The sequence below is a fragment of the Methylobacterium sp. Leaf102 genome (assembly GCF_001422425.1).
In the GTDB taxonomy this organism is placed as follows: Bacteria; Pseudomonadota; Alphaproteobacteria; order Rhizobiales; family Beijerinckiaceae; genus Methylobacterium.
The window spans coordinates 299,978-325,946 of the sequence record NZ_LMMX01000012.1; the positions used below are offsets into that span (position 1 = coordinate 299,978).

Below are 25,969 nucleotides of genomic sequence, written 5' to 3' on the forward strand. Positions count from 1 at the left end.
GACGTTCCGATCAGCGTGCGGGGACGGGGATGGGCGCCGACGCCGCGGACGGCGTGGTGATCGGGTCCATGTTGGGTGCGTGATCCGAGATGTCCGTACCGATGGCGATGGGGTTGTCCATCACCTGACGCAGTTTCTCCCGGTCGAGTTCGCCCTCCCAGCGGCTGACCACGACGGTTGCGACGCCGTTGCCGATGAGATTGGTGATGGCCCGGCACTCGGACATGAACTTGTCGACACCGAGGATCAGGGTCATGGCGGCCACCGGCACCGGGTTGTTGGGAATGGCCGAGAGCGTGGCCGCCAGGGTGATGAAGCCGGCGCCCGTCACACCGGAGGCCCCCTTCGAGGTCAGCATCGCCACGAGAATGATGGTCGCATACTGGCCGAACGACAGGTCCGCTCCCACGGCCTGGGCGAGGAACAGGCTCGCCAGGGTCATGTAGATGTTGGTGCCGTCGAGGTTGAACGAGTACCCCGTCGGGATCACGAGTCCGACAACGGAGTCCGAGGCACCGAGCCGGCGCATCTTCGTCATCATGTGCGGCAGCACCGTCTCGGAGGAGGAGGTGCCGAGCACGATCAGGAGTTCGTCCTTGATGTAGGCGAGGAACTTGAAGATCGAGAAGCCGGCGACCCGGGCGATGCCGCCGAGCACGATCACCACGAACAGGAAGGCGGTGACGTAGAAGGTGCCGACGAGCCAGGCGAGATCGACGACCTTGCCGATGCCGTACTGACCGATGGTGAAGGCCATGGCGCCAAAGGCGCCGATGGGCGCGAGCTTCACCACGAGGCCGATGATGCGGAAGAAGATCTGCCCCATCGTGTCGATGGCGTGGGTGATGGCCTCGCCGCGCTTGCCCATGCCGGTGACGACGACGCCGGTGAGGATCGAGATCAGCAGTACCTGAAGCAGGTCGCCGGTGGCGAACGCATCGAAGAAGCTCTTCGGGATCAGCGCCATGATGTGGCCCGTCACGGAGTCGTCGGCGGCCAACTTGGCGTATTTCTCGACGGCCTTGCCATCGAGCTTCGTCACGTCGGCGTTGAAGCCGGCGCCGGGCTTCACCACCTCGCCGACGAGGATGCCGATGAGAAGCGCGATGGTGGACACCACCTCGAAATAGACGAGGGCCTTCAGGCCGACGCGGCCGACCTTCTTCAGGTCACCGATGGATGCGATACCGTGCACGATGGTACAGAAGATGATCGGCGCGATCATCATCTTGATCAGAGCGATGAAGGCGTCGCCCAACCATTTGACCGACTTGCCCCATTCCGGATGGAGGTAGCCGAGCAGGATGCCGAGCGCGATGGCGATCAGCACCTGGATGTAGAGAACCTTGTACCAGGGCTCGGCCACCCGGGGGGGCTCGGCCGCCGTGCCGTGTGTCATCGCCTGGGCCATGGTTCCCTCGCCCGTGCACTGAACCGCGCACGCCTTCGTGTTTCTTGCCCACGACGCTAGCGAAGTTGCGTGCACCACTCAATCGCACAGGCAGGGATGAAAGTGACATTCTCAAACGTGCCACCTTCATCAGGCCGATCGGGGACGCCGATCAGGTCTGGTTGCGGCGCGGGCGGACAGTCCAGCGTTCGAATTCGCCCGCAGCCTCTTCGGCACGCGCCGGCTGGGCGGGCTCGCCCTCCGGCGGCAGGGGCTGCGGATTGCCGAGTGCCTGCGACAGGCTCTCGATGACCTCGTCGATGCGGGCGTCGTTCTGGCCAGCCTCCGGGTGAGCAGGCTCGGGCGCCGCGACCGGCGCAGGGGCCGCGGCCTGCGGGCTGGGCTGGGCAGCGGCTCCGCCCCCGGCGACCCGGCGCAAGGCCTTCATCATCCCGTCCTCGTCCGCCGGCTTCGCGGCGGCACCCGACGCGCCGCCGTAGCGGCCGAAGCCGAACCGGGGTTCGACGAGGTCGAGCACCGCTTCCAGGGCGGCGTTGCTCAGGGCGATCTCGCCCGGCTGAGGTACGCCCTGGAGGGCGACGGCATGGCGCTCGTACGCCGCGTCGCCGGACACCTCGGGGCCGAACCAGACCGGCACGGAGAAGCCGTTTGCGTCTCCGATCTCGTCGAAGGTCACGCTCACGAGGTCGAGATTGCCCGGGGCGACGTAACGGTCGACCCGCGCCTCACGGCCGGCACCGAGCGCGATCACCGTGCGGTCGTACTGCGCCTTGCCGCTGCAGACGTCGAGGAGGGCGTCGCCATGGGCGCGCGGCACGTCCGTGCGCTCCTCGCTCGAAGCGCCGTTCTGATCCGTGTTGACGAGGACGAGATGGCATTGCTGGCCATCGACCCGAACGTACGAGACCCGTCCGGCCTGGGGCGCGAAGTAGCCCTCGGTGACCCGTGCGCCACCACGCTCCTTGCGGATCAGGCGAACGAGGGACGGGGCGACGAGGAACCGGCGGACGATGCTCATTGCGGACTCTCCGGAGGTCTGTTCGTCCCACGGTCGAAGATCCGCCGGACTGACAATCGAGGGCGTCTCGATCCGGAAAGGAATGCGTCAGGCATCCCCTTCCCAGACCGAAGCTGCGGTATTCATTTAAAAATTGACTCTCGGGACTAAGCAAAACACCACAGAAATCAAGATCGCGCGCCGGACCACCCCCGCGATCCACCGCGCCGTCCCCAGCTCAGCGGGTCATACGACCTTCGGAGCCGATCCGTCTCACACCTCGGGTTCGAAGCGGAGCGAAACCCCGTTCATGCAGTAGCGCAGGCCGGTGGGGGCGGGTCCGTCGTCGAAGACGTGGCCGAGATGGCCCTTGCACCGGGCGCAATGGGCCTCCGTCCGGGTCATCCAATGGCTGCGGTCGACCTGGGTCTCGACCGCGTCGGGGAACGGCGCGAAGAAGCTCGGCCAGCCGGTGCCGGATTCGAACTTGGTGCCGTTCTCGAACAGCGGGGCATCGCACCCGGCACAATGAAACACGCCCGGACGTTTCTCCGCGTTGAGGCAGCTCGTTCCGGCGCGCTCGGTGCCGTGCCCACGCAGGACACGGTACTGCTCGGGGGAAAGAATCTCGCGCCATTCGGCGTCGGTGCGGGTGTCGGCGGTCGGTGCGGTCATGATTTGATCCATCGAGAGGAAACGGTGTGTCCCCTAGATAGGGTCCCGGCCCCGCCCCGAGGAGGCCGGGCGTCAGGCCACGGCGCCGAGGGTGTCGGCCATCCGGGCCCGGCGTGCGCCCATGGGCAAGGGAGCGCCCGTGGTGGTGTCGTGCGCGGTCTGGTGCTCCATCTCGGCGTTGATCTCGCCGCCGAGCAGCACGATGGTCGTCGAGATCCAGATCCACGTCATGAAGCCGATGGCCGCCCCGAGGGATCCGTAGGTCTCGTTGTAGTTGCCGAAGCTCGAGACGTACCAGGAGAATAAGATCGAGGCGATGAGCCACAGCACGCCGGCGACGGCGCCGCCGACGCCGACCCAGCGCCAGCGCGGCCGCTCCCGGCTCGGCCCGTAGCGATAGAGCAGCGACAGGCCGCCGAGCACCACCACCAGCATGGCCGGCCAGCGCAGCTGCGCCAGAAGCCAGGCGGTGTCGCTGAAGCCCACGAAGGTGAACACGAGGGGCAGCACGACGATGCTCGACAGCGCGAAGATCGTGAACAGCAGGGCGCCGATGGTGAAGGTGAGCGAACGCAGGTTCAGCATCACGAACGAGCGCTTCTCCTCCTCCTCGTAGACCACATTGAGGGCATCGAACATCGCCTTCATGGCGGCGTTGGCGCTCCAGAGGGAGATGAGAAGACTCGTGAAGAAGGTCAGCCCCAGGGACCCTCCGCCCTTGGCGGCGATGCGCTTGACCTGATCGCCGATGATCTCGATGGCCCCCGACGGCAGCACGCCCTGCAGGCTCGCCAGATGCTCGTTGATGGATCCGACATCGGCGACGAGGCCGTAGCAGGTGACCAGGGCGGCGATGGCCGGGAACAGGGACAGGAGGGTGTAGAACGTCACCCCGGCGGCGACCGACAGCACCCGGTCCTTGTTGAACTCGAGGTAGACCCGGAACAGGATGTCCTTCCAGCCCTTGGAGGTGATCTCCATTGGGGTCCGGGCGGCGCGACCGCGCTCGATCTGCGTGGCCGCGACCCATTCGGCGGAGCGCCCGCTGTGGGAGCGCGCCCCCTCCTCCCGGCACCGGTCGGGCTCGGGCGCGGCGGCGGGCCGATCCCGTCGTGGCCGCCCGCTCGTGCCGGCCGCGAGGGCGACGAGGGCCGCCCCCATGGCCAGGGTCCACAGCACGGAAGCCGCGCCGCTCGAAGCGGTCGCCGGTTCGGGGGAGGAAGACATCGCAGCGTGGACCGGTTGGTTCAGGAAGCCAAGCTTGAGCTTACGCTCGGACAAACGTCAACGCGGATGCGGACGTTCCAAAGGTGCCGCAGGCGTGGATCTTCCAGGCGCGCCGCAGGCGTGGATCTTCCAGGCGCGCCGCAGGCGCCTGCGTCAGGTGCGAAAAAGATCCGCATGGGTTTCCCGCAGGACGTTCTTCTGGACCTTGCCCATGGCGTTGCGCGGCAGATCCTCCACGAACAGCACCCGCTTGGGGCACTTGTAGCGGGCGAGTCGCGCCTCGAGGGTGCGCAGGATCGTGGCCTCGTCGGGAGCGCCCTCCCGGGCGACGACCACGGCCGCGACGCCTTCACCGAAATCGGCATGGGCCAAGCCGATCACCGCCGATTCGACCACACCCGGCAGGGCATCGATCTCATTCTCGACCTCCTTCGGATAGACGTTGTAGCCACCGGTGATGATGAGGTCCTTTCCGCGCCCGACGATGTGCACGTAGCCGTCGGCGTCGATCTTGCCGAGGTCGCCGGTGATGAAGAACCCGTCGGCCTTGAACTCGGCCGCGGTCTTCTCCGGCATGCGCCAGTAGCCCTGGAACACGTTGGGGCCCTTCACCTCAATCATGCCAACGGCGTCGGTGCCGAGTGCGGCCCCCGTCTCGGGGTCCACCACCCGGACGACGACGCCCGGCAGCGCCGATCCGACGGTGCCGGCGACACGGGCCCCGTCATACGGGTTCGAGGTGTTCATGTTGGTCTCGGTCATGCCGTAGCGCTCGAGGATGGCGTGGCCCGTGCGGGCCTGCCAGTCGCGGTGCGTGTCAGCGAGGAGGGGCGCCGAGCCGGAGACGAACAGCCGGATCGTCTTCGTGGCGGCGGGATCGAGTCCCGGCTCCCTGAGAAGGCGGGTGTAGAAGGTCGGCACGCCCATCATCGCCGTCGCACGCGGCATCAGCCCGAGAACCTGTGCCGCATCGAACTTCGCCAGGAACAGGAGCGTGCCGCCCGTGGCCAGAACGGTGTTGGTGGCGACGAACAGGCCGTGGGTGTGAAACACCGGAAGGGCGTGCAGCAGCACGTCGTCGGCCGTGAAGCGCCAGAACGCCGCCAGGGTCCGGGCGTTCGAGGCGAGGTTCTCGTGGGTGAGCATGGCGCCCTTGGAGCGCCCGGTGGTGCCGGAGGTGTAGAGGATGGCGGCGAGATCGTCGGCCCCGCGCGCCACGTCGGTGAAGTCATCCGCCGCCGCATCCGCCGCCGCGACCATGCTCCCGCGCCCGGATGCATCGAGGGTCCGCACCTGCGCCACGCCGGCATCGCGCGCGATCGACTCCAAGGCCCCGTGCTTGCCCGGATCGCACACGAACACCGAGGGTTCCGCATCCCCGAGGAAGTAGGCGACCTCGTGGGCGGTGTAGGCGGTGTTCAGCGGCAGGAACACCGCCCCGGCCCGCACGGTCCCAAGGTACAGGAACAGGAATTCCGGGCTCTTCTCAGCCTGGACCGCGACCCGGTCGCCGGGCTTCACCCCAAGCCCGACGAGGGCCCCCGCGTATGCGCCCGAACGCGCGAGCAGGTCGGCATAGGTGAAGTGCGTGCCGTCTCCCGTCTCGACGAAGGCTTTCGTGGTCGGATCGGCAGGCAGGTTGGCGCGGACGAGATCGAAGAGGTGATTGGGCATGCGGGCTTCAGGTGGCTTTCGGTCGAACTCTCACGCGTCGGCGAGAGCCACGGCGCGGGTGGGCGGCAGATTGTTGCGCAACTCGCGGCTCACCGCGCCGGAAGCTGCGACGGTCCCGAGGTTGGCGTAGGTCTCGTGGTTCTTCTCGATGGCCGCGAGGTCGTAAAGGTAATTCACCATCAGCCCACGGGACTGGGCCAGCCCCTTGGCCGAGACGTCGCCGAGGAAGTTCAGGCGTTCCAGCCGGGCCCCGTTGCCGAGGTGGAACCGGGCGACGGGGTCGAGGGGCTTGCCGCGCTCGTTCTTGGCGCGGAGGAAGTAGGCGGCGGCCGCCGGGATCATCGCCTTGCGGACGGCCTCGCACTTCGTCTTGTCGGCCTGCCAGTCCGGCTCGTCGATGATCCGCAGGGCCTCGACATCCTCGCGGGTCAGCCCCTGCGGCGCGTCGGCCCGGCGCTCGCGGTCGAGCCACGTCGCGAAGCCCGGTACCGGCGACAGGGTGACGAAGGTCTTCAGGCTCGGAATCTCTCGGGCGAGATCCTCCACCACCTGCTTGATGAGAAAGTTGCCGAAGGTGACGCCGGCGAGCCCCTTCTGGCAGTTCGAGATCGAGTAGAAGATCGCCGTGGTGGCCGCGCGCGGCGCCAGGATCTCGCGCTCGTGGGCCAGGATCGGGGCGATGGCCGGGGCGATGGCGGCGGTGAGCGCCACCTCCACGAAGATCAGCGGCTCGTCGACGAGGGCCGGGTGGAAGAACGCGAAGCAGCGCCGGTCACGGGGTTCGATGCGACGGCGCAGGTCGTCCCAGTCGGCGATGGCATGGACCGCCTCGTAGCGGATGATCTTCTCGAGGATGTGGGCGGGCGTCGTCCAGTCGATGTGGCGCAGCACGAGGAAGCCGCGGTTGAACCACGAGGCGAACAGATGCTCGAAATCGCTGTCGAGGCTGTCGGCCGCGTCGATGAGATCGGGGTCGGCCTCCTCGTCCCGCAGGGCGCGGCGTAGCCCGAGCAGGTCCTCCCGCATGCGGACCAGCGCGAGGGTGCCGTCCCGGGCGAGGTTGAGGCGGCGGATCAGTTCCTGGCTGCGCGGCTCGGCTGCGTCGTGCAGAACGCCGAGCGCCGCCCGGGTCGGGTCGGCACGGTAGGCCGCGATGGCCTCGTCGACGGCCTCGTGGTCCGCGGCGAACTCGGTGGCGACGAGGCGGAGAAAGCTCGCCCGTTCGGGCCGGGCGAGGCTGGCGTAGCGGTCGAGGATAAGGCGGGCGAGGGCGACGCCCGAGGCTTCGCCGCGGCGGGAAATGAGATCCTCGCAGAGCTTGACGAGTTCCCCCGGATCGGCACGGGCGGCGAGGTCGCCGCGTCCGAACCCGATGAGGTCGCGGCCGCGGTCGCTGATGGTCTGCAGCAGATCGCCGAAGAAAGAGATCGCCGCCATGGAAGCTGCCCGTCCCCGTGCTGGCGCCCGGACCGGGCGTATCCACCCCACGCATCCGCGCAGGGTTCGACGAACCTTCTATGACGGCCCCGCTCGAAGGACCAGGGACCGAGGCGGGTTCGCAGTCACGGCCCCCAAGCTTCGGCGAGCGATGGACGAAGGTTCTTTCCGCAGAACCGCCGAACGCCTGCGTGGACTCGGATACGAGAAAGGAACGCCGTGTCCCTCAGCTCGCATCCCCGCCGGCAATGATCTCGGCCCGGTCGGCCCGCTCCCGCCAATCCTCGACCCCGTGCTGGCGCGCGAAGCGCAATTCGGCAGCGCGCAGGGCCCGCATGGGATCGCGGGCTCGAACAATGGCAACGGAGCCGACGGGGAACGGTACCCCGAGAATCTCCTTGGCGAACTCGATACGGTAATTCGGCATGCGAGGCTCCGTCATCGGACCCGGCACCGCGCTCCGGCGGAACGAAGCGTGGCATCACCCGATCCCGTTCACGATCAGACCGCAAGAATCCGCGTATTCCAAGAGCCTCGCCCGGCTTGTACGCCGTCTTCGGGTGGCCTTGGCCGTCAAATCGTGCAGTCCCTACCTCGAAAACATGAGAACGGGCTCATCCGAAGGTAACGGTCCTGCGACGACGCGTCCGGCCGGCCCGCTCCACCGGCCTTGCCGACACGGCCCGCTGGGCCTTACTCACCCCTCCTCACCCCGATCGGAAGGTTTTCGGCCATGACGCTTTCGGCCATGCCAGAGACGTGCGCTTGGTGCCCGGCGGCGACACGGGGCGCGGCATGAGCGGAACAGCACCGGCGACGGACCACGACTTCACCCTTCGGGCACGCCTCGGCCTCACCCTCATCGCCGGGGGCGCCGTGGCGAACATCTACTACAACCAGCCCCTTCTCGCCCTGCTGGTGAGCGAATTCGGTGACCGGGCGGCAGTCCTGGTGCCGACCGCTTCCCTCGTCGGCTACGGCCTCGGCATTCTGTGCCTCGTGCCCATCGGCGACAGCCTGCCGCGGCGCGGCCTGATCCTGGCGCAGATGCTCGGCCTCGCCGTGGCCCTCCTGGCGGCGGCCATGAGTCCCAACCTCGGAGCGCTCGCAGGAGCGAGCCTCGCCATCGGGTTTCTCGCCTCGGCCGCGCAGCAGGCGGTGCCATTCGCCGCCGAACTCGCCCCCGACGCCACCCGGGGCCGCATGGTCGGCCAAGTGATGACCGGGCTCCTCAGCGGCATCCTCCTGGCGCGGACGGTGAGTGGCTTCGTGGGCGCGCAATACGGCTGGCGCGCGGTGTTCTACGCCGCCAGCGCCGTGGCGCTGATCATCGCCGGGATCGCCGCCGCGACCCTGCCACGCACGGCCCAGACCAGGCCCCTTCGCTACCGCGCCCTGATGGTGTCGATCCTCCACTTGGTTCGCACCCAGCCGGCCCTGCGCCGCTCCAGCCTGTGCCAGGGATTGCTGTTTGCGAGCTTCAACGCGTTCTGGACGACCCTCGCCCTCCTGGTCGAAGCGCCGCCCTTCGATCTCACGGCGGCCGGCGCCGGGCTGTTCGGCGTCATCGGGGTCGTCGGCGCGTTCATCGCGCCGGTCTCGGGCCGCTACACCGACCGGCGCGGCGCCCGGCCCGTGGTGGTGGCCGGCAGCCTGTTCGTGGTGGCGGCCTTCGTGGTCCTGTGGGCCGGCGGCAACGTCTCCCTCGTGGCCGTGGGGCTCGGCGTTCTCCTCATCGACATCGGCCTCAACGGCGCACTCATCGCCAACCAGACCCGGGTCTACGCCCTCGTCCCGGGCGCGCGCGGACGGGTGAACACGGTTCTTTTCACGGTGATGTTCGTGTTCGGGGCGCTCGGGGCCTTCGCCGGCAGCCAAGCCTTCCTCATGGCCGGCTGGCCCGGCGTCTGCGCCGTGGGCCTCGCCCTCTCGGGCGCCGGCCTCCTCGTCGCGATCCTCGAGCCCGGGACGCCGAAGGTTACCTGAGGACCCGGGAGAGCCGGCACCATTCGGTCCTGTCCGCCGGCAGGCCGAAGCGCAGGCGCGCGGGGGCCGCGGCGAAGCGCCGGACGTAGATCCCGGCGGCGCCGAGTCGCGCGAACAGTTCCGGCCCGTTCGGGAAGTCCGCCGTGCGGAACAGGCGGGTTCCGCCGACCACCCGCCCACCGGCGCGGGCGATCATCCGGTCGAGGCGTCCCGCATCGGCACCGCGCGCGACCGACGCGGCGCAGCGCCATTCGGCATCGGCGAGCGCCGCCCGGCCGATGGCCAGCGCCGGTCCCGACACCGCCCAGGGGCCGAGCGCCTCCGCGAGGCGGCCCGCAAGGGTAGGCTCCGCCAGGGCGAAGCCGAGTCGAATGCCAGCGAGCCCATAGGTCTTGCCGAAGGAGCGCAGGACCACGAGACCCGGCCGGAGATGCGGCCCGAGGGAGTCGACGGTTTCGAGATCCGCGAAGGCTTCGTCCACCACCAGGAGGCCGCCACGTGCCGCCAGCCGATCCGCGTGCGTGCGGAGCGTGGCGCCGTCCCAGGTCCGCCCGTCGGGGTTGTTCGGATTGACCACCACCACGACGTCGGCCTCCGCGTCGAGCGTCGACACGGCCACGACGGAATGGCCGGCCCTCCCCCACGCGGCCGCGTGCTCGGCATAGGTCGGCCCCACCACGGCGACACGGGCGCGGGGCCACAGGCGCGGCAGGGTCTCGATGAGGATCTGCGTGCCGGGGGCGGCCGCGATCCCGCGCGGATCGGCGACACCGTAGGCCCGGGCCGCCGCCGCGTTCAGGGCCGCGAGGTCGGCCGACGACGGCAGGTGGTGGAACACGCTGGCCTCGAGGGGCGGACACGGGTAGGGCACCGGATTGATCCCCGTCGAGAGGTCGATCCACGGTGTCGGCGCATCCGGGAACAGGGTGCGCGCCGCGTCGAGATCGCCGCCATGCGCGATGGGGACTGGCTCGCTGACCGAACCCACATGCCCTGGACCGCCTTCACCCATCCGCCCGATACGCTCGCCATCCTGCTGCTCGCCCTGACCGTCGAAGCGGCCGCCGGCTATCCCGACCGGCTCTACAGGGCGCTCGGCCACCCTGTCACCTGGATCGGCGCCCTCATCGGCCGGCTCGACGGGGGGCTGAACACGGGTGGCCAGTACCGCCGCAGGATCATGGGCATGTTTGGGCTGGTCCTGCTTCTTGCCGCGGTGGCCGGGACCGCCTTCGGGCTCACGGCCACCGCGGCGCTGTTCGGCAACTGGGGCGGCCTCGTGGCCCTCGGCCTGCTCTGCGCCAGCCTGCCGGCCCAACGTAGCCTGCACGACCACGTCGCCCGCGTGGCGGCGGATCTTCGTGACGACGGCTTGACGGGCGGGCGCGTCGCCGTGTCGATGATCGTCGGTCGCAATCCCGAAACCCTCGACGAGGCCGGCATCTGCCGGGCCGCCATCGAGAGTCTCGCCGAGAACTTCTCCGACGGGATCGTGGCGCCGGCATTCTGGATCGGCGTCGGCGGCCTGCCGGGCGGCGCGCTCTACAAGGCGATCAACACCGCCGACAGCATGATCGGCCATCGCACCCCGCGCCACGAAGCGTACGGCTGGGCCGCCGCCCGCCTCGACGACTTCGTCAACCTGCCGGCCTCGCGCCTCGCCGGCGGACTCATCGTCGTGGCGGCGCTGTTTCAGAGCGGCGCCTCGCCGGGCGCGGCATGGCGGGCCCTCCGGCGCGACGCCCGACGCCACCGCTCGCCCAACGCCGGGTGGCCCGAGGCCGCCATGGCCGGAGCCCTCGGCCTGCGGCTCGCCGGTCCGCGCGTCTACGGCGCGACCTCAGTCGAGGATGCCTGGATGGGCGATGGCCGCGCCGAGGCGGGCCCGGCCGACGTGGAGCGGGCGCTGGCCCTCTATCGCACGGCGTGCCTCCTGCTGTTCGGCCTCACCGCGGTGACGTTCGCCCTCGTCGCGGTTGCGCTGCTATGAGCACGGCCACGCCGCCCGTCCGTCGGAGATACCGCATGATTCGTCCTTCCCTCGTCGCTGCCGCATGGGGACTGGCGTTCCTGTCGCCGGCCCGGGCCGAGATGCTGCAGCCCGTGGGGCAGCCCTACGCGGTCGCCGAAGGACTGGCGGGCGAGATCACGAAGAAGAAGACCAAGCCGGCCGAGGACATCAGCGGCATCGCCTGCGCGCCGGCCGAAGCCGGTCGGCGCAACTGCGTCGTGGTGGACGACGAGGCGGCGGGCGCCCAGTTCGTCACCCTCCAGGGCACGACGCTGACGCCGGGCGCCGTCGTCGACATCGTCGGCCGCAAGCCGCCCACCGCCACCGTCGGCGCGCCCCCGACCACGGGCGACTGCACCCTGGGCCAAGGCGCGTACCGCGAGATGGACGGCGAGGCCGTGGCGTATGCGGCACCCGACTTCTACGTCACCGGCTCACATGGCTGCAGCCGGCGGGGGCGGGAGTTCAAGCTCTCCACCGCAATCCTCGCGCGCCTGCGCGCCGACGCCACCGGGACCAGGGTGGAGACGACCTACCGCCTCGGCGACGCCCTGCGAAATGCCGATACGGTGGGCGCGTACTTTCTGAAGGATCTGGAACCCCGCGAGGGCGGCAAACCGCTCTCCGGTCTCAACGTCGAGGGCCTCGCGGTCATCGGCGACACTCTCTACGCGGGTCTCCGCGCGCCCGTCATCGACGGACGGGCCTTCCTCGTCTCCGTACCCGTCGCGCCCCTGTTCGCCCCCGGCGACGCGCCGCTCGACGTCAAGCCGACGACGATCCCCCTCGCCCTCGGGGCCGATGCCGGCATCCGTGATCTCACCGTCCTGCCGGATGGTCGCCTTCTCGTCCTCTCGGGTCCGACCCGCAACGGCTTGTCGGTGCCTTATGGGCTGTTCCTCGCGGATCCGTCGTCCGGCAAGGTCGCGGCGCTCGGCACCCTTGCGCCATTGGACGGCGACGATTCCAGGGCGAAGCCCGAAGGCGTCGTGCGCCTCGGCCCCGGTCGGGTGCTGGTGGTGTTCGACAGCGTAGTGAACGGCGCGCCGCGCGAGTATGCGGTGGCGATCCCGTAGGCGGCCGGCTCGGCGCATCAGGACGGGTCGAACCGATATTGCTCCGGCCTGACCGACCGCCGGCGTGCTTCGACGCGCAGTACCGCGGCGGAGCACCGACAGTACCGAGAACCATCAGGCCCGCAGCCCGAGACAACCCGCGAGGTCCTAGACCGGGGCCAAGGCGCGCCAGTGCGGATGCGCGGCGTGGCATCCTGCACGATGAAGCCGCGGGAATTGCCGACGGAGTCGATGACGGCGATGCCGGCGACCGCGCTCGTCTTCCGCAAGGATCGCCCCACGCCTGACCCGCTACGCCGCCAGGACGAGCAGCCGGTCGCAATCCACATGGGCTTCTAGGTGGTCGGCGAGCGCGTCGAGCACGGTCTCGATCCCCGCCTCGTAGGCGTCGCCGCCGGACCGGGCGCCGAGGCGCGCGAGCCACGCGGCGCGCTGCGCGTCGTCGGCGAACAGGCCATGCACGTAGGTGCCGGCGACCCGGCCGTCGGCCGAAATCGCCCCGTCCGGGCGCCCATCGGCGAAACGAACGAGCGGGCGCGCCGCGTCGGGTCCGGTGGTATCACCCAGGTGCATCTCGTAGCCCGAGAACGGTACGCCGTCGGGCAACGAGGTGCCGGTGACGGCCTCGAGGCGCTTGACCGGGGTCATCACCGTCTCGACGTCGAGGAGCCCGAGACCCGGCACCGTCCGGGGCGCGCCCTCGATCCCGAACGGGTCGGCGAGGCGGCGCCCAAGCATCTGGTAGCCGCCGCAGAGGCCGAGCACCCGGCCGCCGCGCCGGACATGGGCGGCGAGATCGATATCCCAGCCCTCGGACCGAAAGACATCGAGGTCCGCGATGGTGGTCTTCGAGCCCGGCAGGAGCACGAGGTCGGCCACGGGGATCGGCTCCCCCGGACGAACCAGAACCACGGAGACGTTCGGCTCGCCCCGCAGAGGATCGAGATCGTCGAAATTGGCGATGCGCGGCAGGACGGGGACGGCCACCACCGTGCGACCCGCCGCGCCTGCTTCGGAGCCGACCAGTCCCAGAACGTCCTCCGCGGGCAGGCGGACGGCGAACGGAAAATGCGGGATCAGCCCGAGGCTGGGCCAACCCGTGTGGCGGGCGATGAGGTCCATGCCGTCGGCGAACAGGCTCGGATCGCCGCGGAAGCGGTTGACGAGGAAGCCCCGGATCATCGCCGCGTCGGCCGGGTCGATCACCGCCTTCGTGCCGACGAGGCTGGCGATGACGCCGCCCCGGTCGATGTCGCCGAGCAGGATCACCGGCGTGTTCGACGCGCGGGCAAAGCCCATGTTGGCGATGTCGCCGGCGCGCAGATTCACCTCCGACGCCGAGCCGGCGCCCTCGACTACGACGAGGTCGGCCTCGGCTTTCAGATGGGTGAAACTTTCGAGCACGGCCCCGAGGAGGCGCGGCTTCCAGCCCTGGTAGTCCCGGGCCGCGGCCTGGCCGACCATCCGGCCCTGCACCACGATCTGGCTGCCGGTCTCGCTCTGGGGCTTGAGGAGGACCGGGTTCATGTGGACCGAGGGCGCCACTCCGGCGGCCCTCGCCTGGAGCGCCTGGGCCCGTCCGATCTCGCCGCCATCGGCCGTGACGGCGGCGTTGTTCGACATGTTCTGCGGCTTGAACGGCCGCACTCGCAGCCCGCGCCGGGCGAAGGCGCGGCACAGACCGGCGACGATGAGGGATTTGCCGACATCCGAACCGGTGCCCTGGATCATGATGGCGCGGGTCATGACGGCTGGAACCTCAAAACTCGATCCCCTCCTGCGCCTTCACGCCCGCCGCGAAGTGGTGCTTCACGGAGCCCATCTCGGTGACGAGGTCGGCGGCCTCGACGAGGGCCGGCTTGGCGTTGCGGCCGGTGACGATGACGTGGAGGTCCGGTCGGCGTGCCCGGAACGTCGCCACCACGTCGTCGATGGGCAGGTAGTCGTAGCGCAGCGCGATGTTGAGTTCGTCCAGCACCACGAGGCGGATGCTCGGATCGGCCATGAGATCCAGGGCCTTCGCCCAGGCGTGCTCGGCCGCCGCGATGTCGCGGGCCTTGTCCTGGGTCTCCCAGGTGAAGCCCTCGCCGAGGGTGTGCCAGTCGATCTGGTTCCCGAAGGCCTTCAGGGCGTGCTTCTCGCCCGTGTCCCAGGCGCCCTTGATGAACTGCACCACGCCGACCCGCCAGCCGTGGCCCAGCGCCCGCAGCATCAGGCCCAGGGCCGCCGTGGTCTTGCCCTTGCCGGGACCCGTGTTGACGATGAGGAGGCCCTTCTCGATGGTCTTCTCCGCCACCTCGGCATCCTGCACGGCCTTGCGCTTCTCCATCTTCTCCCGATGGCGGTCGGCGGCGTCGCTCATGCGTGGTCTCCAAGTTGGGGTTTCACGATCATCGGCAGCCCCGCCACCATGAACACGACGCGGTCGGCCTGTGCGGCGAGGCGCTGATGAAGCCGCCCTGCCGCGTCGCGGAAGCGGCGGGCGAGGGCATTGTCGGGCACGATGCCGAGGCCGACCTCGCTGCCGACCAGGACCACCGGCCCCGGCGCGTCGGCGCAAGCGGAGAGCAGCGCCCCGGTCGCGGCCTCGACGTCGGCCTCCGCCAGGATCAGGTTGGTGAGCCAGAGGGTGAGGCAATCCACCAGTACCGGTCCGCGCGCGGCCGCGACCGCCTCGGGCAGGTCGATCGGCGCGTCCTGCGTGATCCAGTCGGCCGACCTTCGGGTGCGGTGGAGGGCGATGCGGTCGCGCATCTCGTCGTCCCAGGCCTGGGCCGTTGCGAGATACAGCCAGGGTGGCGGCTGCGCCTCGATCACCCCCTCGGCATGGACGCTCTTGCCCGAGCGCGCGCCGCCGAGGACGAGGGTCACACGGGGGAATATCTCGGTCATGGGGGGGACGGCTGCCGCATAGGGCTTCTTTAGCCCGAAACGCCCTTGTGTGGTCAAAGGCGATGCAAACGGCACAGCGGCGCGTTGTCAGGGATCGCGCGACCGCGTAGAAGCATCGGGATCGGACGGTGCCCCGGCGACGGGGTGAAAAGGGAACGCGGTGAGGGGCAAGCGCCTTGAAACCGCGGCTGCCCCCGCAACTGTGAGCGGCGACGGGCCTGCCATCGGCCACCGGAGCGATCCGGGAAGGCGGCAGGTTCCGGATGACCCGCGAGCCAGGAGACCTGCCGTCCGGCACCGGGGACCTTCGTCCTCACCTTCGACCACGGCCGCCGGCGGGGCGGCCAGGAGATCAACCGATGTCGACCAACACCCTCGTTCTGACCGGCACCCGCACCAACGAGCGCCTCGGGGCCGTTCTCGTCGCCGCGTTCCTCGGCCTCGGCCTCGTGTTCATGGCGGGCTTCGCCCCGGCGATGGCGCTCCACAACGCGGCGCACGATTTCCGCCACACCCAGAATTTTCCCTGCCACTGAGCGCCTGGCGCCTGAAGGCAGACACCCCATGATCATCCGGCTCGTGTCGGCGGCCCTGGTCGCCGGCTTCCTCGCGGCTATCGTCGCGACGGGCCTGCAGCTCGCCCTGACCTCTCCGCTCATCATCGCGGCTGAGCGTTACGAGACGCAGGCTCAAGCCCCCGTATCGCCCCCCGCGCCGGGATTCGCATCCCTCGTGGTGCGGGTGCATGGCGGACACGATCACGGCGCGAAGGACCCGGGCGTGTCCGGCGGCGAGACCGCGCCCGCCTGGCAGCCCGGACCCGGACTGCCGCGCATGGCGTTCACGGCGCTCGCCACCCTGGTGGGCGGCGTCGGGTATGCCCTGCTGCTCGGCGCAGTGCTGCTGGCCTGCGGGCGCGAACCGACACCCGAGACCGGCCTGCGCTTCGCCGTGGCGGGCTTCCTCGCCGTCGCCCTGGCGCCGGCCCTCGGCCTGCCGCCGGAACTACCGGGCATGGACGCCGCCCCCCTCGCCGATCGTCAGTTCTGGTGGGTGATGACCGCCGTCGCCACCGCCATGGGGCTCTACCTCATCGCCATCCGCCGCGCGCCGATCTCCATCGCGGGCGGCCTCGTCCTGATCGTGGCACCACACCTCGCCGGAGCACCCGAGACGAGCCACGCGGCTTCCGCCCTGCCGGCGGGCTACGCGGCCCAGTTCGCCGCACGCTCGCTCGGGATCGCCTTCGTGTTCTGGGCGATCATCGGGCTCGCCTACGGCTGGGCCTGGGCCCTGTTCGGTCGTAAGGCGACGGCGCATGCCTGACGTGGTCACCCTCTACGTCTGCACCGCCTGCCGTGCGGCCGGCGACCCGGCAGAACCCCGCGCCGGTGCGCGCCTCCTCGACGCGCTCCGGGAGGCCGTCGGTGAGCACGGCCAGACCGGCCTGCGGATCGAAGGCGTCGAGTGCCTCTCCGTCTGCAAGCGGCCATGCACCGTGGCGGTGGCCTCGGAAGGGCGCTGGACCTACGTCTACGGCGACCTCGACGCCACCGAATCCGCCCGGATCATCCTCGAAGGGGTCGGCCTCTACGGCGAGACGCCCGACGGCCTCGTGCCGTGGAAGGCGCGGCCCCAGGAATTCCGCAAGGGCGTCGTCGCCCGCATCCCGCCGCTCGCGGCGCACCCTAGTACGGACGCCGCCGAATGACCCTGGTCGAGAAGATTCCCTGCACCATCGTCACCGGCTTCCTCGGGGCCGGCAAGACGACCCTCGTGCGCCACCTCGTCGAGAACGCGAACGGCCGGCGGCTCGCGATCATCGTCAACGAGTTCGGCGATATCGGCTTCGACGGCTCGTTTCTCGCCGCCTGCGGCATCGAAGGCTGCCAAGACGAGGACATCGTGGAGCTCGCCAACGGCTGCATCTGCTGCACCGTGGCCGACGACTTCGTGCCGGCCCTGAACAAGCTCCTCGACCGAGCCGACCCACCCGAGCACATCCTTATCGAGACCTCCGGCCTCGCCCTGCCCAAGCCCCTGGTCCAGGCGTTCCAGTGGCCTGCGATCCGCTCGCGGGTCACCGTGGACGGCGTCATCGCGGTCATCGACGGTCCGGCCGTGGCGGCGGGCTTCTTCGCCGACGATCCGGCGGCCTCCGCCGCCCAGCGTGCCGAGGACACGAACGTCGATCACGACAATCCCCTGGAAGAGGTGTTCGAGGACCAGATCCTCTGCGCCGACCTCGTGGTGATGAACAAGGCCGACCTCCTCGACGCCGCCGGCCGCGAGAAGGTCCGCGCCGAGGTTCAGGCCCACCTGCCCCGCGCCGTGAAGATGGTGGAGGCCGAGCACGGCCGCCTCGATCCCCGCGTGATCCTCGGCCTCGGAGCCGCGGCCGAGGACGATCTCGACGCCAGACCCTCGCACCACGGCGAGGGCGAGGACCACGACCACGACGATTTCGACTCCGTGGCCCTGCCCGTCCCGGCCACGGCCACCGCCGAGGACCTGGCGATCCGCGTCGGTCGCGCGGCAGAGACCGCCGGCGTGCTGCGCATCAAGGGGTTCGCCGAAGTCACGGGCAAGCCCATGCGCCTCGTCGTGCAGGGTGTCGGCACCCGCATCGCGCATCACTACGACCGACCCTGGAAAAGCACGGAAGCCCGCGACGGCCGCCTCGTCGTCATCGGCCTCAAGGGATTCGATCAGGCGGCGGTCGCCGCCGCCTTGGCCGGGTGAGCGCCATGGCGGTACGGAACGGCCGCGCGGCGGCGGCCCTGGGCCTTGCCGTACTCCTCGGACTGGGGGGCTGCTCCGACACGCGCCCGCCGGCGCCCGACACCGCCAATCCCCTCGCGCTGGCCCAGCCCGCCCGCAACACCGCAGCCAAGCTCGCCTATACGCACGACCTCACCATCGGCCTGCCGCCCGATCGGGTGGCGGCGCATTTCGCGGCGGCGCGTGACCGCTGCCTGACCGATGCGGGCCTCGGCTGCATCCTCGTCACGTCGTCCATCGATGACGGTCCGCGTCCGCAGGGGCGACCGCAGGCGCAGATTCAGGTCCGGTTGCCGCACGAGTCCGTCGCCCCCTACGTGGCGTTCCTCACGGCTCCCCTGCCGGGCGAGGCGGCGGGCGATGTGGTCCTGCGGCGTCAGGCGACACGGGCCGACGACCTGACCACACCCATCGCGGACGGAGGACGCCGGCTCGCCCAGCTCGCCGCCTATCGCGCGCGTCTCGACGAACTGTCCGCGAAGGCGGACACGCGCGTGGAGGACCTCATCCGCATCGCCCAGGAACTCTCCAAGGTCCAATCCGAAATCGAGGAGGGGGAGGCGAAGCAGCGCGGCCTGCAACGGCGCGTCGATACCGAAATCGTCTCGGTTTCGCTTCGCTCGGACAGCGCGCGAGCGGGTGCCTTCGCCCCCGTCGAGGAAGCCTGGAGCCAGGCCGGCCAGACCTTCGGCGCCAGTGCGGGCGCCGCCCTGCGCTTCGCCGTCGCCAGCCTGCCCTGGCTTCCCGTGGCGGCGATCGGACTGTTCCTCGTCCGCGCCCTCTGGCGGCTGCGCCGGCGCAGACGCGCCCGGATCGGCCGGCCCCTCACGGAGGCGCGGCTGTGAGGTCGCGCATCCCGCCATGCATCTGATCCGCGTCGATACGGTTTCCCTCGACGAGGGCGAAGCCGCCATCGATCTCGGTCAGGCGCCGGGCGACATCGTGTTCCTGTCGTTCACGGATTCCGACCTGTTCGGCGTCGCGGGCGCGTTCGCAGCGGCATTTCCGCAAGCCGGCGAGGGGCCGGCCCCGACCCTGCGTCTGGCGAAACTCGCGAAGCTCCGTCACCCCATGTCGGTGGACCTCTACGTCGACGGGGTTATCGCGCGGTCGAAATGCGTCGTGATCCGATGCCTCGGCGGGCTCGATTACTGGCGTTACGGCATCGAGCGTGCCGCTGCCGCCGCACGGGCGAACGGCGTTCGCCTCATCGTCCTGCCGGGCGACGACCGGCCCGACGATCGCCTGGATGCCTTCTCGACGGCGCCCGACCTCGCACCCGTCCTCGACGCCTATTTCCGGGCGGGCGGCGCCGACAACCTGCGCCGGATGCTCGGGCGGATCGCGGCCGAGATCGGCTTTCCCGGCACCGTGGAGGAGCCGCAAGCCCTGCCGCGCGGCTTCGTCTGCTGCCCCGGCTGCGGCCCCATCGACCGCGATCGGGCTCTAGCCGCCGGCCGGCCCTTGCAGGCGGGCACGGTGCCCCTGGCGCTCCTCGTCGTCTACCGCTCGGCGATCCTGTCGGGGGATGCCGCGCCCCTGGCGGCCTTGGGCGATGCACTCCGGGCCCGCGGCCTGCAGGTGCTGGTGGTCGCCGTCTCGAGCCTCAAGGACCCCGCGGCCCTGGCGGCGTTGCGCGACACCATCGCGGCGCGAAAGCCCGACCTCGTCGTGGCCGCGACCGCCTTCTCGGCCCGCGAGGATGCGGGCTTCGTCCTGGACGACGCCGATTGCCCGGTGATCCAGGCCTACACCCTCGGCGCGGCCCACGCCGCGTGGGACGCCTCGGCCCGGGGGATGTCGGCGGCCGACCTCGCCATGCAGGTGGCCCTGCCGGAATTCGACGGCCGGCTCTCGGGCTTCCCGATCTCGTTCAAGGAGGACGGCCCCGAAATCGACGGCTTCTCCGAGCGCCGCGCACGTCCCTACGCGACGGGAATCGCGGCGCTCGCCGACCGGGCGGCGGCCTGGGTGCGTCTCGCCCGCCTGCCCCGGGTGGAACGGCGGCTCGCCGTGGTGCTGTCGGACTACCCGGCGCGCGGCGGCCGGGCCGGCTTTGCCGTCGGCCTCGACACCCCCGAGAGCGCGCGAGCTATGGTGGAGGACCTCGCGGCGGCGGGCTACGCCGCCGGCGCCCTGCCGCAAGCCGACGCGGTGATGCGCGCGCTCACGCACGGGCCACGCGATTTTTCGGTGTCCCTCGACGCGTATCGGGCGTGGTTCGCGGGGTTGCCGGAGGCCGATCGGGCCGAGCTGATCGCGTCTTGGGGGGAGCCAGAAGCTGATCCCCTTATCGTCGACGGCGCCTTCCGTTTTTCGATGGTGTGCCCGACCTCCCACCCACACCCTCATCCTGAGGTGGCGGAGCGGAGTGGAGCCCTCGAAGGAGGGGTCCAGTTGGACCTGCGATGCCTGGAGCCCTCCTGCGAGTCTGCTCACGCGGCACCTCAGGATGAGGTTGGAGGTGGAAAGCGTGTTCGCGCTCCGAACGGCCGCGTCGCCCTGTTCCTCCAGCCCGATCGTGGCCGTGCCGCCGACCGCAAGGCCGGCTATCACGACCCCGATGCGGTGCCGACCCACGCCTACCTCGCCTTCCATCTCGGCCTGCGCGAGAACTTCGACGCCCTGATCCATCTCGGAACCCACGGCACCACCGAGTGGCTGCCGGGCAAGGCCGTGGCCCTGTCGCCGAATTGCTGGCCCGCCCGCGCGATCGGGTCCCTGCCGGTGGTGTACCCGTTCATCGTCGACGATCCCGGCGAAGCCGCCCCCCTCAAGCGCCGCCTCGGCGGCGTGGCGCTCGGCCATCTCACGCCGCAGACCGAATGCCCGGGTCTCGACCCGGAATCGGCACACCTGCGCGAACTCGTGGAAGAGTATTCGGCGGCGAGCATCCTCGATCCGCGCCGCGCTGCGATCATCGCCCGCACCATCCTGGACGAGGCGGAGTCGGCCGGACTGCTGGCCTCGGCGGGCATCGATATCGGCACCCCCATGCCGGATGCCCTGGCGGCGCTGGACGCCCATCTGTGCGATCTCGGCGAGGTCACCACCCGCGACGGGCTCCATGTCTTCGGCCGGGCGGCGCCTCAGGCCTCCGAAGCCGTGGCCGCCTGCGCAGCGGCCGAGCGCGACGGACTGCTCGCAGCCCTCGACGGTCGCTTCGTCGCCCCCGGTCCCGCCGGCTCGCCCTCGCGCGGCCGTACCGACGTGATGCCGACGGGGCGCAACCTCACCACCCTCGACCCGCGCAGCCTGCCGACGCGGGCCGCCACGACCCTGGGCGCCAAGGCCGCCGATGCCGTGGTCCGCCGCTACCTTCAGGACGAGGGCGAGTATCCCGCCCGCATCGTCATGGATCTGTGGGCGTCGCCGACGCTCCGGACCGGCGGCGAGGACGTGGCTCATGCATTGGCCCTCATGGGCGTACGCCCGGTCTGGGACCACGCCTCCACCCGTGTCACCGGTTTCGAGGTCTTGCCCCTGGCGCTCCTCGACCGGCCGCGCATCGACGTGACGGTGCGGGTCTCGGGGGCGTTCCGCGACACCTTCCCGGATACCCTCGCGCTCCTCGCCCGCGCAGCCGATTCCGTCGCGGCGCGTCACGAGGAGGACGCGGAGAACCCCCTCGCGGCCGCGCGCCGCCGGGGCGAGGCGACGCCCCGCGTTTACGGCGCGGCACCGGGCCGCTACGGCGCCGGCGCCGGCGGGCTCGCGCTCGACGGGGCCTGGGAGGAGCGCGCGGATCTCGGCCGCGCCTACCTCGACGCCACCTCGCATGCCTATGGGGGGGGATCGGACGTGGCCGATGCAGGCTTCGCCGCCCGCGTCGCCCAGGCCGATGCCTACGTCCATGCCTTCGACATCGCCGAGCGCGACCTGCTCGACGGCGACGCCGCCGTCGAGGCCATGGGTGGGTTCGCCGCCGCAGCCGCTCTCACAGGGGGCCAGCCGACCCTCTACAGCCTCGATGTCGCGACCCCGGATGCCCCGAAGGCCCGGACGGCCCGCGAGGACGCGGCCCGGCTGATCCGCGGAAAACTCGCCCATCCGCGCTGGATCGCGGCGCAGCTGCGTCACGGCTATCGCGGCGCCCAGGAACTGGCGCAGGGAATCGACGCGGTCTTCGTCCTCGCCGCCACCACGGACGCCGTGTCGAATGCCGATCTCGACCGGCTCTACGGCGCGATGATCGCCGACTTCGACACCTTCGATGCCCTGCGCGCTGCGAACCCCGAGGCCGCCCGCGCCATCCTGGAGCGATTCGACGAGGCCCGCCGCCGGGGTCTGTGGACGACGCGGCGCAACGCCATGGCGGCCGACGAGCTGATGCCGGAGGCGATTGCGGCCGACGAACGCTTGCCGGAGGCGGCCGAGTGAACGTCGCCCGCCGCGTTCTGCCCGAGGCCGCGAGCCGGCGCGGCTGGTGCCCGAGCCTCGCCCGCCCGATGCAGACGGGCGACGGGCTCCTGGCGCGGGTCCACCCGCCGCTCGGGCGCCTCACCGCCGCCCAGGCGCGGGCCGTGGCCGAGGGCGCACGCCGCTTCGGCAACGGCCATATCGACGTCACCGCACGAGCCAACCTTCAGATCCGGGGCGTCACGCCCGAGACTCAAGGCATGCTCGCCCGCCACCTCACGGCCGTGGGCCTGGGGGATATCCGTGCCGATGGCGGCCCGCAGCGCCTGACCCTGACCGCGCCGCTGTTCGGACTCTCCGATTTGGCCGAGGCCGTGGAAGCCATCGGCCGAGCGATTCCCGGCCTGCCGCCGAAAGCCCTGGTGGCCATCGAGGAAACGGGCGCCTCCGGCCTCGGTCGGGCGGATGCGGACATCCAGCTCCGAATGGTCGCGCCGGACGGCATCGCCTGGTCTCTCGCAGGACCGGACGGACCGATCTGGTTCGCGCCGGTGACAACGGCGCGGGCACTCGCGCACGTGTCCGAGAGCCTGATTGTGCTGGCCGGGAGCGGAGCCCGGCGCATGCGCGACCTCGATACCTCACGCCGCAATCGTCTCGCCGGCACGGCGATGCCGGCCCCCTCCCCTATTTCATCCCTGGCGCCTGGACTGCACGATCTCGGAGACGGCCGGACCGCCCTTGCCGTCGAGACCGCCTTCGGACGCTGCACCGCCGACGCCCTCGATCGCCTCGCCGCATGGAGCGAGCGGCTCGCATCGCCCGGCCTCGCGCTCAGCCCGACCCGGGGCTTCGTGTTCGTGGGCCGCGACCGCGATGACGTCGATCGTGCCCGTCATGCCCTCGGCGGAGACGGATTTATCCATGAAGCCGACGATCCGCGCGGCCATGTCGCGGCCTGCCCCGGAGCGCCGGCCTGCGCCTCGGGCTCGACGCCGACACTCATCGACGCCGCCCGCCTCGCCGAGGCGCTCAAGGGCACGGGCATCGATGCCCACGTCTCCGGCTGCGCCAAGGGCTGCGCCCATCCGGGAGCCGCCACCCTCACCCTCGTGGGCCGGTCCGGTCGCTACGGCATCGTCCTTCAAGGCCGTCCCGATGGCGAGCCGACGATGCAACTCACTTTCGAGGCCGCGCTGGACCGCGTAAGGAGTGCCGATCCGACCCAAACCCTCGCCCAAGCCTTCAGGACCACGACACCATGAGTTCGCGCCTCGATTACCTGCGCGACGGGCAGGCGATCTACGCCCGCTCCTTCGCGATGATCCGCGCCGAGGCGGACCTCGCCCGCTTCCACGGCACCGCCGAGCGGGTGGTGGTGCGGATGATCCACGCCTGCGGCATGACCGACCTCCCCCGCGACGTGGAGGCGTCGGACGACTTTGCGAGTCGCGGCGAGGCCGCGTTGAAGGCCGGCGCACCGATCCTTTGCGATGTCCGCATGGTGGCCGACGGCGTCACCCGCGCCCGCCTGCCCGCGAACAACCAGGTGATCTGCACCCTGAGCGATCCACGCGTACCCGAACTGGCCGCCGCCATGGGCACGACCCGCTCGGCCGCCGCCATGGAATTGTGGCGCGAGCACCTGCCGGGCAGCGTCGTGGCGGTCGGCAACGCCCCGACCTCCCTGTTTCGCCTCCTCGAACTCCTCGACGAGGGCGTCGCCCCGCCGGCCGCGATCATCGGCATTCCCGTGGGTTTCGTCGGCGCGGCCGAATCGAAGGAAGCCCTCGCCCGCGATGGGCGCGTCCCCTTTATCGTGGTGCATGGCCGGCGCGGCGGTAGCGCCATGACGGCGGCCGCCATCAACGCCCTGGCGCAGGAGATCGAATGATGGAGGCGGGCGCCCCCCTCCCCCCCACCGCGCCTCTCGAAGCCGTGGCGAGCCCCGTGGCGAAGCTCACCGGCACGCTGTTCGGCGTCGGCATGGGTCCTGGGGAACCCGACTACCTCACCGTTCGGGCCATGAAGGTGCTGCAGGCGGCGCCTGTCCTCGTGCATTTCTGCAAGAAGGGCCGGCGCGGCAACGCCCGCACCATCGCGGACGCGGTGCTGACGTCCGACCCGGCGCGCGAGTTCCCCCTCGCCTACCCGTACACCACCGAGCTGCACCCCGATCATCCCGACTACGTCGCGGCCCTGGCGAGCTTCTACGACGACGCGGCGGGGCAACTGGCCGACCACCTCGGCGCCGGGCGCGACGTGGCGATCCTCTCGGAGGGCGACCCGTTCTTCTACGGCTCGTTCATGCATCTGTGGCGCCGCCTCAAGGACCGCTTCCCCGTGGAGGTGGTGCCGGGCGTCACCGGCATGTCCGGGTGCTGGACCCGGGCCGGAACCCCCATCACCTGGGGCGACGACGTACTCACGATTCTGCCTGCGACCCTGCCGCAGGCCGCCCTCGTCGCGCGGCTGGCGCAGACCGACGCCGCCGTGATCATGAAGCTCGGCCGCCATTTGCCGAAGGTGCGCGCCGCCCTGGCCGAAGCCGGTGTGCTCGAGCGCGCCGTCTATGTCGAGCGCGGCACCATGACGGGCGAGCGCGTGGTGGCCTTGCGCGACAAGCCCGACGACGTGGCGCCCTACTTCTCCATGGTGCTCCTGCCCGGCGAGGGCCGCCGGCCGTGACCGGCTCCGTCACGGTGGTCGGCCTCGGGCCGGGCGATCCCGACCTGCTCACCCGGTCGGCCGAAGCGGCGCTCGCCCGCGCGCAGGACCTCATCGGCTACATTCCCTACGTCGCACGGGTTCCCGAGCGTCCGGGCCTGACCCGGCACGCCACCGACAACCGCGTCGAGGTCGACCGCGCCCGCCATGCCCTGGAGCTCGCCACAGCCGGACGTCACGTGGCGGTGGTCTCCGGTGGCGACCCCGGCGTCTTCGCCATGGCGGCGGCGATCTTCGAGGCGGTCGAGGCCGGCGATCCGGCCTGGGCGCAGCTCGACATCACCGTCGAACCCGGCATCACCGCCATGCTGGCCGCCGCCGCCCGCCTCGGCGCGCCGCTCGGCGGGGATTTCTGCGCCCTGTCGCTGTCCAACAATTTGAAGCCCTGGGAGGTCGTCATCGCTCGGCTCGAGGCGGTGCTGCGGGCAGATTTCGTGGTGAGCCTCTACAATCCGATCTCGAAGGCCCGGCCCTGGCAGCTCGGCCGCGCCCTGGCGCTGACCGCCGAGATCCGCGCGCCCGACACCCCGGTGATCTTCGCCCGCGCCGTCTCGCGCCCCGACGAGGCGATCCGCGTCCTCACCCTGGCCGAGGCCCGCGAGACCACCGCCGACATGGCCACCATGGTGATCATCGGCGCCTCGGGCACCCGCCTGATTCCGCGCGGGAACGGGCTCCGGCCCTACGTCTACACCCCCCGCAGCGTGCCGACTTGA

At 70.8% G+C, this 25,969-nt stretch carries 24 protein-coding genes and 1 riboswitch; of the genes, 13 read left to right on the forward strand and 11 right to left on the reverse strand.

What is annotated here, in order from left to right; genetic code table 11:
- Positions 1–10: 10 nt before the first annotated feature.
- The 7 genes from ASF27_RS09565 to ASF27_RS09595 form a co-directional block, all read right to left on the reverse strand.
- The gene (locus tag ASF27_RS09565) at positions 11–1,411 is read right to left on the reverse strand and encodes a dicarboxylate/amino acid:cation symporter (protein ID WP_056359537.1); all 1,401 of its coding nucleotides are present in this window, start codon (positions 1,409–1,411) and stop codon (positions 11–13) included.
- A gap of 151 nt (positions 1,412–1,562) precedes the next feature.
- On the reverse strand, positions 1,563–2,429 hold the full coding sequence (locus ASF27_RS09570) for a hypothetical protein (protein ID WP_056304503.1): 867 nt from the start codon (positions 2,427–2,429) through the stop codon (positions 1,563–1,565).
- A 252-nt stretch (positions 2,430–2,681) separates the two neighbouring features.
- A complete protein-coding gene (gene msrB / locus ASF27_RS09575; protein ID WP_244480960.1) occupies positions 2,682–3,083 on the reverse strand; it encodes a peptide-methionine (R)-S-oxide reductase MsrB in 402 nt (133 codons plus the stop codon).
- A 72-nt stretch (positions 3,084–3,155) separates the two neighbouring features.
- Positions 3,156–4,310 (reverse strand): YihY/virulence factor BrkB family protein, encoded by a 1,155-nt coding sequence (locus ASF27_RS09580; protein WP_056359545.1) that lies wholly within the window; start codon positions 4,308–4,310, stop codon positions 3,156–3,158.
- Between the two features lie 153 nt (positions 4,311–4,463).
- Positions 4,464–5,984 (reverse strand): malonyl-CoA synthase, encoded by a 1,521-nt coding sequence (locus ASF27_RS09585; RefSeq protein WP_056359548.1) that lies wholly within the window; start codon positions 5,982–5,984, stop codon positions 4,464–4,466.
- Between the two features lie 30 nt (positions 5,985–6,014).
- Positions 6,015–7,421, reverse strand: coding sequence for a malonyl-CoA decarboxylase (locus ASF27_RS09590; RefSeq protein WP_056260720.1), 1,407 nt, complete (start codon positions 7,419–7,421; stop codon positions 6,015–6,017).
- 226 nt (positions 7,422–7,647) lie between these two features.
- On the reverse strand, positions 7,648–7,848 hold the full coding sequence (locus ASF27_RS09595) for a hypothetical protein (protein WP_056170262.1): 201 nt from the start codon (positions 7,846–7,848) through the stop codon (positions 7,648–7,650).
- Positions 7,849–8,216: 368 nt separating this feature from the next.
- On the opposite strand from ASF27_RS09595, the gene ASF27_RS09600 reads away from it, so the two are divergent.
- Complete coding sequence (locus ASF27_RS09600) at positions 8,217–9,407, forward strand: MFS transporter (RefSeq protein WP_056170266.1); 1,191 nt, start codon at positions 8,217–8,219, stop codon at positions 9,405–9,407.
- Here ASF27_RS09600 and cobD read toward each other — a convergent pair.
- The gene (gene cobD / locus ASF27_RS09605; protein ID WP_244480961.1) at positions 9,400–10,395 is read right to left on the reverse strand and encodes a threonine-phosphate decarboxylase CobD; all 996 of its coding nucleotides are present in this window, start codon (positions 10,393–10,395) and stop codon (positions 9,400–9,402) included. The genes ASF27_RS09600 and cobD overlap by 8 nt on opposite strands.
- Between cobD and cbiB the strand changes: the two genes are divergently transcribed.
- Positions 10,396–11,397, forward strand: coding sequence for an adenosylcobinamide-phosphate synthase CbiB (gene cbiB, locus ASF27_RS09610; protein ID WP_056359551.1), 1,002 nt, complete (start codon positions 10,396–10,398; stop codon positions 11,395–11,397).
- A gap of 35 nt (positions 11,398–11,432) precedes the next feature.
- Entirely contained in the window at positions 11,433–12,494 is a 1,062-nt protein-coding gene (locus ASF27_RS09615; protein WP_244480962.1) for a DUF3616 domain-containing protein, read from the forward strand.
- 291 nt (positions 12,495–12,785) lie between these two features.
- Here the strand turns inward: ASF27_RS09615 and ASF27_RS09620 are convergent, their stop codons facing one another.
- The 3 genes from ASF27_RS09620 to cobU are packed head-to-tail and all read right to left on the reverse strand — an operon-like array spanning position 12,786 to position 15,386.
- Positions 12,786–14,240 carry a cobyric acid synthase gene (locus tag ASF27_RS09620; protein WP_200918730.1) on the reverse strand — a complete coding sequence of 485 codons (1,455 nt, stop codon included), beginning with the start codon at positions 14,238–14,240 and terminating at the stop codon, positions 12,786–12,788.
- Positions 14,241–14,253: 13 nt separating this feature from the next.
- On the reverse strand, positions 14,254–14,856 hold the full coding sequence (cobO, locus tag ASF27_RS09625) for a cob(I)yrinic acid a,c-diamide adenosyltransferase (RefSeq protein WP_056260724.1): 603 nt from the start codon (positions 14,854–14,856) through the stop codon (positions 14,254–14,256).
- Positions 14,853–15,386, reverse strand: coding sequence for a bifunctional adenosylcobinamide kinase/adenosylcobinamide-phosphate guanylyltransferase (cobU, locus tag ASF27_RS09630; RefSeq protein WP_200918732.1), 534 nt, complete (start codon positions 15,384–15,386; stop codon positions 14,853–14,855). The genes cobO and cobU overlap by 4 nt, the downstream gene beginning before the upstream one ends.
- 109 nt (positions 15,387–15,495) lie before the next feature.
- Positions 15,496–15,693, forward strand: a riboswitch (cobalamin riboswitch).
- Between the two features lie 52 nt (positions 15,694–15,745).
- On the opposite strand from cobU, the gene ASF27_RS09635 reads away from it, so the two are divergent.
- From ASF27_RS09635 to cobJ, 10 genes are read left to right on the forward strand one after another with little or no spacing between them, the layout of a single operon-like run.
- Positions 15,746–15,922, forward strand: coding sequence for a CbtB-domain containing protein (locus ASF27_RS09635; protein ID WP_056170275.1), 177 nt, complete (start codon positions 15,746–15,748; stop codon positions 15,920–15,922).
- Positions 15,923–15,950: 28 nt separating this feature from the next.
- The gene (locus tag ASF27_RS09640) at positions 15,951–16,712 is read left to right on the forward strand and encodes a CbtA family protein (protein WP_056359554.1); all 762 of its coding nucleotides are present in this window, start codon (positions 15,951–15,953) and stop codon (positions 16,710–16,712) included.
- Positions 16,705–17,097 carry a DUF1636 domain-containing protein gene (locus ASF27_RS09645; protein WP_056359555.1) on the forward strand — a complete coding sequence of 131 codons (393 nt, stop codon included), beginning with the start codon at positions 16,705–16,707 and terminating at the stop codon, positions 17,095–17,097. Before ASF27_RS09640 ends, ASF27_RS09645 begins: the two co-directional genes overlap by 8 nt.
- Complete coding sequence (gene cobW / locus ASF27_RS09650; protein ID WP_056170284.1) at positions 17,094–18,128, forward strand: cobalamin biosynthesis protein CobW; 1,035 nt, start codon at positions 17,094–17,096, stop codon at positions 18,126–18,128. Before ASF27_RS09645 ends, cobW begins: the two co-directional genes overlap by 4 nt.
- Before the next feature lie 5 nt (positions 18,129–18,133).
- Positions 18,134–19,012 carry a DUF4349 domain-containing protein gene (locus ASF27_RS09655; RefSeq protein ID WP_056170724.1) on the forward strand — a complete coding sequence of 293 codons (879 nt, stop codon included), beginning with the start codon at positions 18,134–18,136 and terminating at the stop codon, positions 19,010–19,012.
- Positions 19,013–19,028: 16 nt separating this feature from the next.
- Positions 19,029–22,547 carry a cobaltochelatase subunit CobN gene (gene cobN, locus ASF27_RS09660; RefSeq protein ID WP_056359558.1) on the forward strand — a complete coding sequence of 1,173 codons (3,519 nt, stop codon included), beginning with the start codon at positions 19,029–19,031 and terminating at the stop codon, positions 22,545–22,547.
- Positions 22,544–23,791: a hypothetical protein gene (locus ASF27_RS09665; RefSeq protein WP_056359561.1), complete on the forward strand. Its 1,248-nt coding sequence runs from the start codon at positions 22,544–22,546 to the stop codon at positions 23,789–23,791. The genes cobN and ASF27_RS09665 overlap by 4 nt, the downstream gene beginning before the upstream one ends.
- Complete coding sequence (locus ASF27_RS09670) at positions 23,788–24,420, forward strand: precorrin-8X methylmutase (protein ID WP_056170295.1); 633 nt, start codon at positions 23,788–23,790, stop codon at positions 24,418–24,420. The genes ASF27_RS09665 and ASF27_RS09670 overlap by 4 nt, the downstream gene beginning before the upstream one ends.
- Complete coding sequence (locus ASF27_RS09675) at positions 24,420–25,214, forward strand: precorrin-2 C(20)-methyltransferase (protein ID WP_056359564.1); 795 nt, start codon at positions 24,420–24,422, stop codon at positions 25,212–25,214. The genes ASF27_RS09670 and ASF27_RS09675 overlap by 1 nt, the downstream gene beginning before the upstream one ends.
- A complete protein-coding gene (gene cobJ, locus ASF27_RS09680; RefSeq protein WP_056359567.1) occupies positions 25,211–25,969 on the forward strand; it encodes a precorrin-3B C(17)-methyltransferase in 759 nt (252 codons plus the stop codon). Before ASF27_RS09675 ends, cobJ begins: the two co-directional genes overlap by 4 nt.

What these genes read in the sequence shown, in the direction of transcription:
- ASF27_RS09565 (WP_056359537.1), bottom strand. Translation starts at nt 1,411, where the DNA reads ATGGCCCAGGCGATGACACACGGCACGGCGGCCGAGCCCCCCCGGGTG.
- ASF27_RS09570 (WP_056304503.1), bottom strand. Translation starts at nt 2,429, where the DNA reads ATGAGCATCGTCCGCCGGTTCCTCGTCGCCCCGTCCCTCGTTCGCCTG.
- msrB (WP_244480960.1), bottom strand. Translation starts at nt 3,083, where the DNA reads ATGACCGCACCGACCGCCGACACCCGCACCGACGCCGAATGGCGCGAG.
- ASF27_RS09580 (WP_056359545.1), bottom strand. Translation starts at nt 4,310, where the DNA reads ATGTCTTCCTCCCCCGAACCGGCGACCGCTTCGAGCGGCGCGGCTTCC.
- ASF27_RS09585 (WP_056359548.1), bottom strand. Translation starts at nt 5,984, where the DNA reads ATGCCCAATCACCTCTTCGATCTCGTCCGCGCCAACCTGCCTGCCGAT.
- ASF27_RS09590 (WP_056260720.1), bottom strand. Translation starts at nt 7,421, where the DNA reads ATGGCGGCGATCTCTTTCTTCGGCGATCTGCTGCAGACCATCAGCGAC.
- ASF27_RS09595 (WP_056170262.1), bottom strand. Translation starts at nt 7,848, where the DNA reads ATGCCGAATTACCGTATCGAGTTCGCCAAGGAGATTCTCGGGGTACCG.
- ASF27_RS09600 (WP_056170266.1), top strand. Translation starts at nt 8,217, where the DNA reads ATGAGCGGAACAGCACCGGCGACGGACCACGACTTCACCCTTCGGGCA.
- cbiB (WP_056359551.1), top strand. Translation starts at nt 10,396, where the DNA reads ATGCCCTGGACCGCCTTCACCCATCCGCCCGATACGCTCGCCATCCTG.
- ASF27_RS09615 (WP_244480962.1), top strand. Translation starts at nt 11,433, where the DNA reads ATGATTCGTCCTTCCCTCGTCGCTGCCGCATGGGGACTGGCGTTCCTG.
- ASF27_RS09620 (WP_200918730.1), bottom strand. Translation starts at nt 14,240, where the DNA reads ATGACCCGCGCCATCATGATCCAGGGCACCGGTTCGGATGTCGGCAAA.
- cobO (WP_056260724.1), bottom strand. Translation starts at nt 14,856, where the DNA reads ATGAGCGACGCCGCCGACCGCCATCGGGAGAAGATGGAGAAGCGCAAG.
- cobU (WP_200918732.1), bottom strand. Translation starts at nt 15,386, where the DNA reads ATGACCGAGATATTCCCCCGTGTGACCCTCGTCCTCGGCGGCGCGCGC.
- ASF27_RS09635 (WP_056170275.1), top strand. Translation starts at nt 15,746, where the DNA reads ATGTCGACCAACACCCTCGTTCTGACCGGCACCCGCACCAACGAGCGC.
- ASF27_RS09640 (WP_056359554.1), top strand. Translation starts at nt 15,951, where the DNA reads ATGATCATCCGGCTCGTGTCGGCGGCCCTGGTCGCCGGCTTCCTCGCG.
- ASF27_RS09645 (WP_056359555.1), top strand. Translation starts at nt 16,705, where the DNA reads ATGCCTGACGTGGTCACCCTCTACGTCTGCACCGCCTGCCGTGCGGCC.
- cobW (WP_056170284.1), top strand. Translation starts at nt 17,094, where the DNA reads ATGACCCTGGTCGAGAAGATTCCCTGCACCATCGTCACCGGCTTCCTC.
- ASF27_RS09655 (WP_056170724.1), top strand. Translation starts at nt 18,134, where the DNA reads ATGGCGGTACGGAACGGCCGCGCGGCGGCGGCCCTGGGCCTTGCCGTA.
- cobN (WP_056359558.1), top strand. Translation starts at nt 19,029, where the DNA reads ATGCATCTGATCCGCGTCGATACGGTTTCCCTCGACGAGGGCGAAGCC.
- ASF27_RS09670 (WP_056170295.1), top strand. Translation starts at nt 23,788, where the DNA reads ATGAGTTCGCGCCTCGATTACCTGCGCGACGGGCAGGCGATCTACGCC.
- ASF27_RS09675 (WP_056359564.1), top strand. Translation starts at nt 24,420, where the DNA reads ATGGAGGCGGGCGCCCCCCTCCCCCCCACCGCGCCTCTCGAAGCCGTG.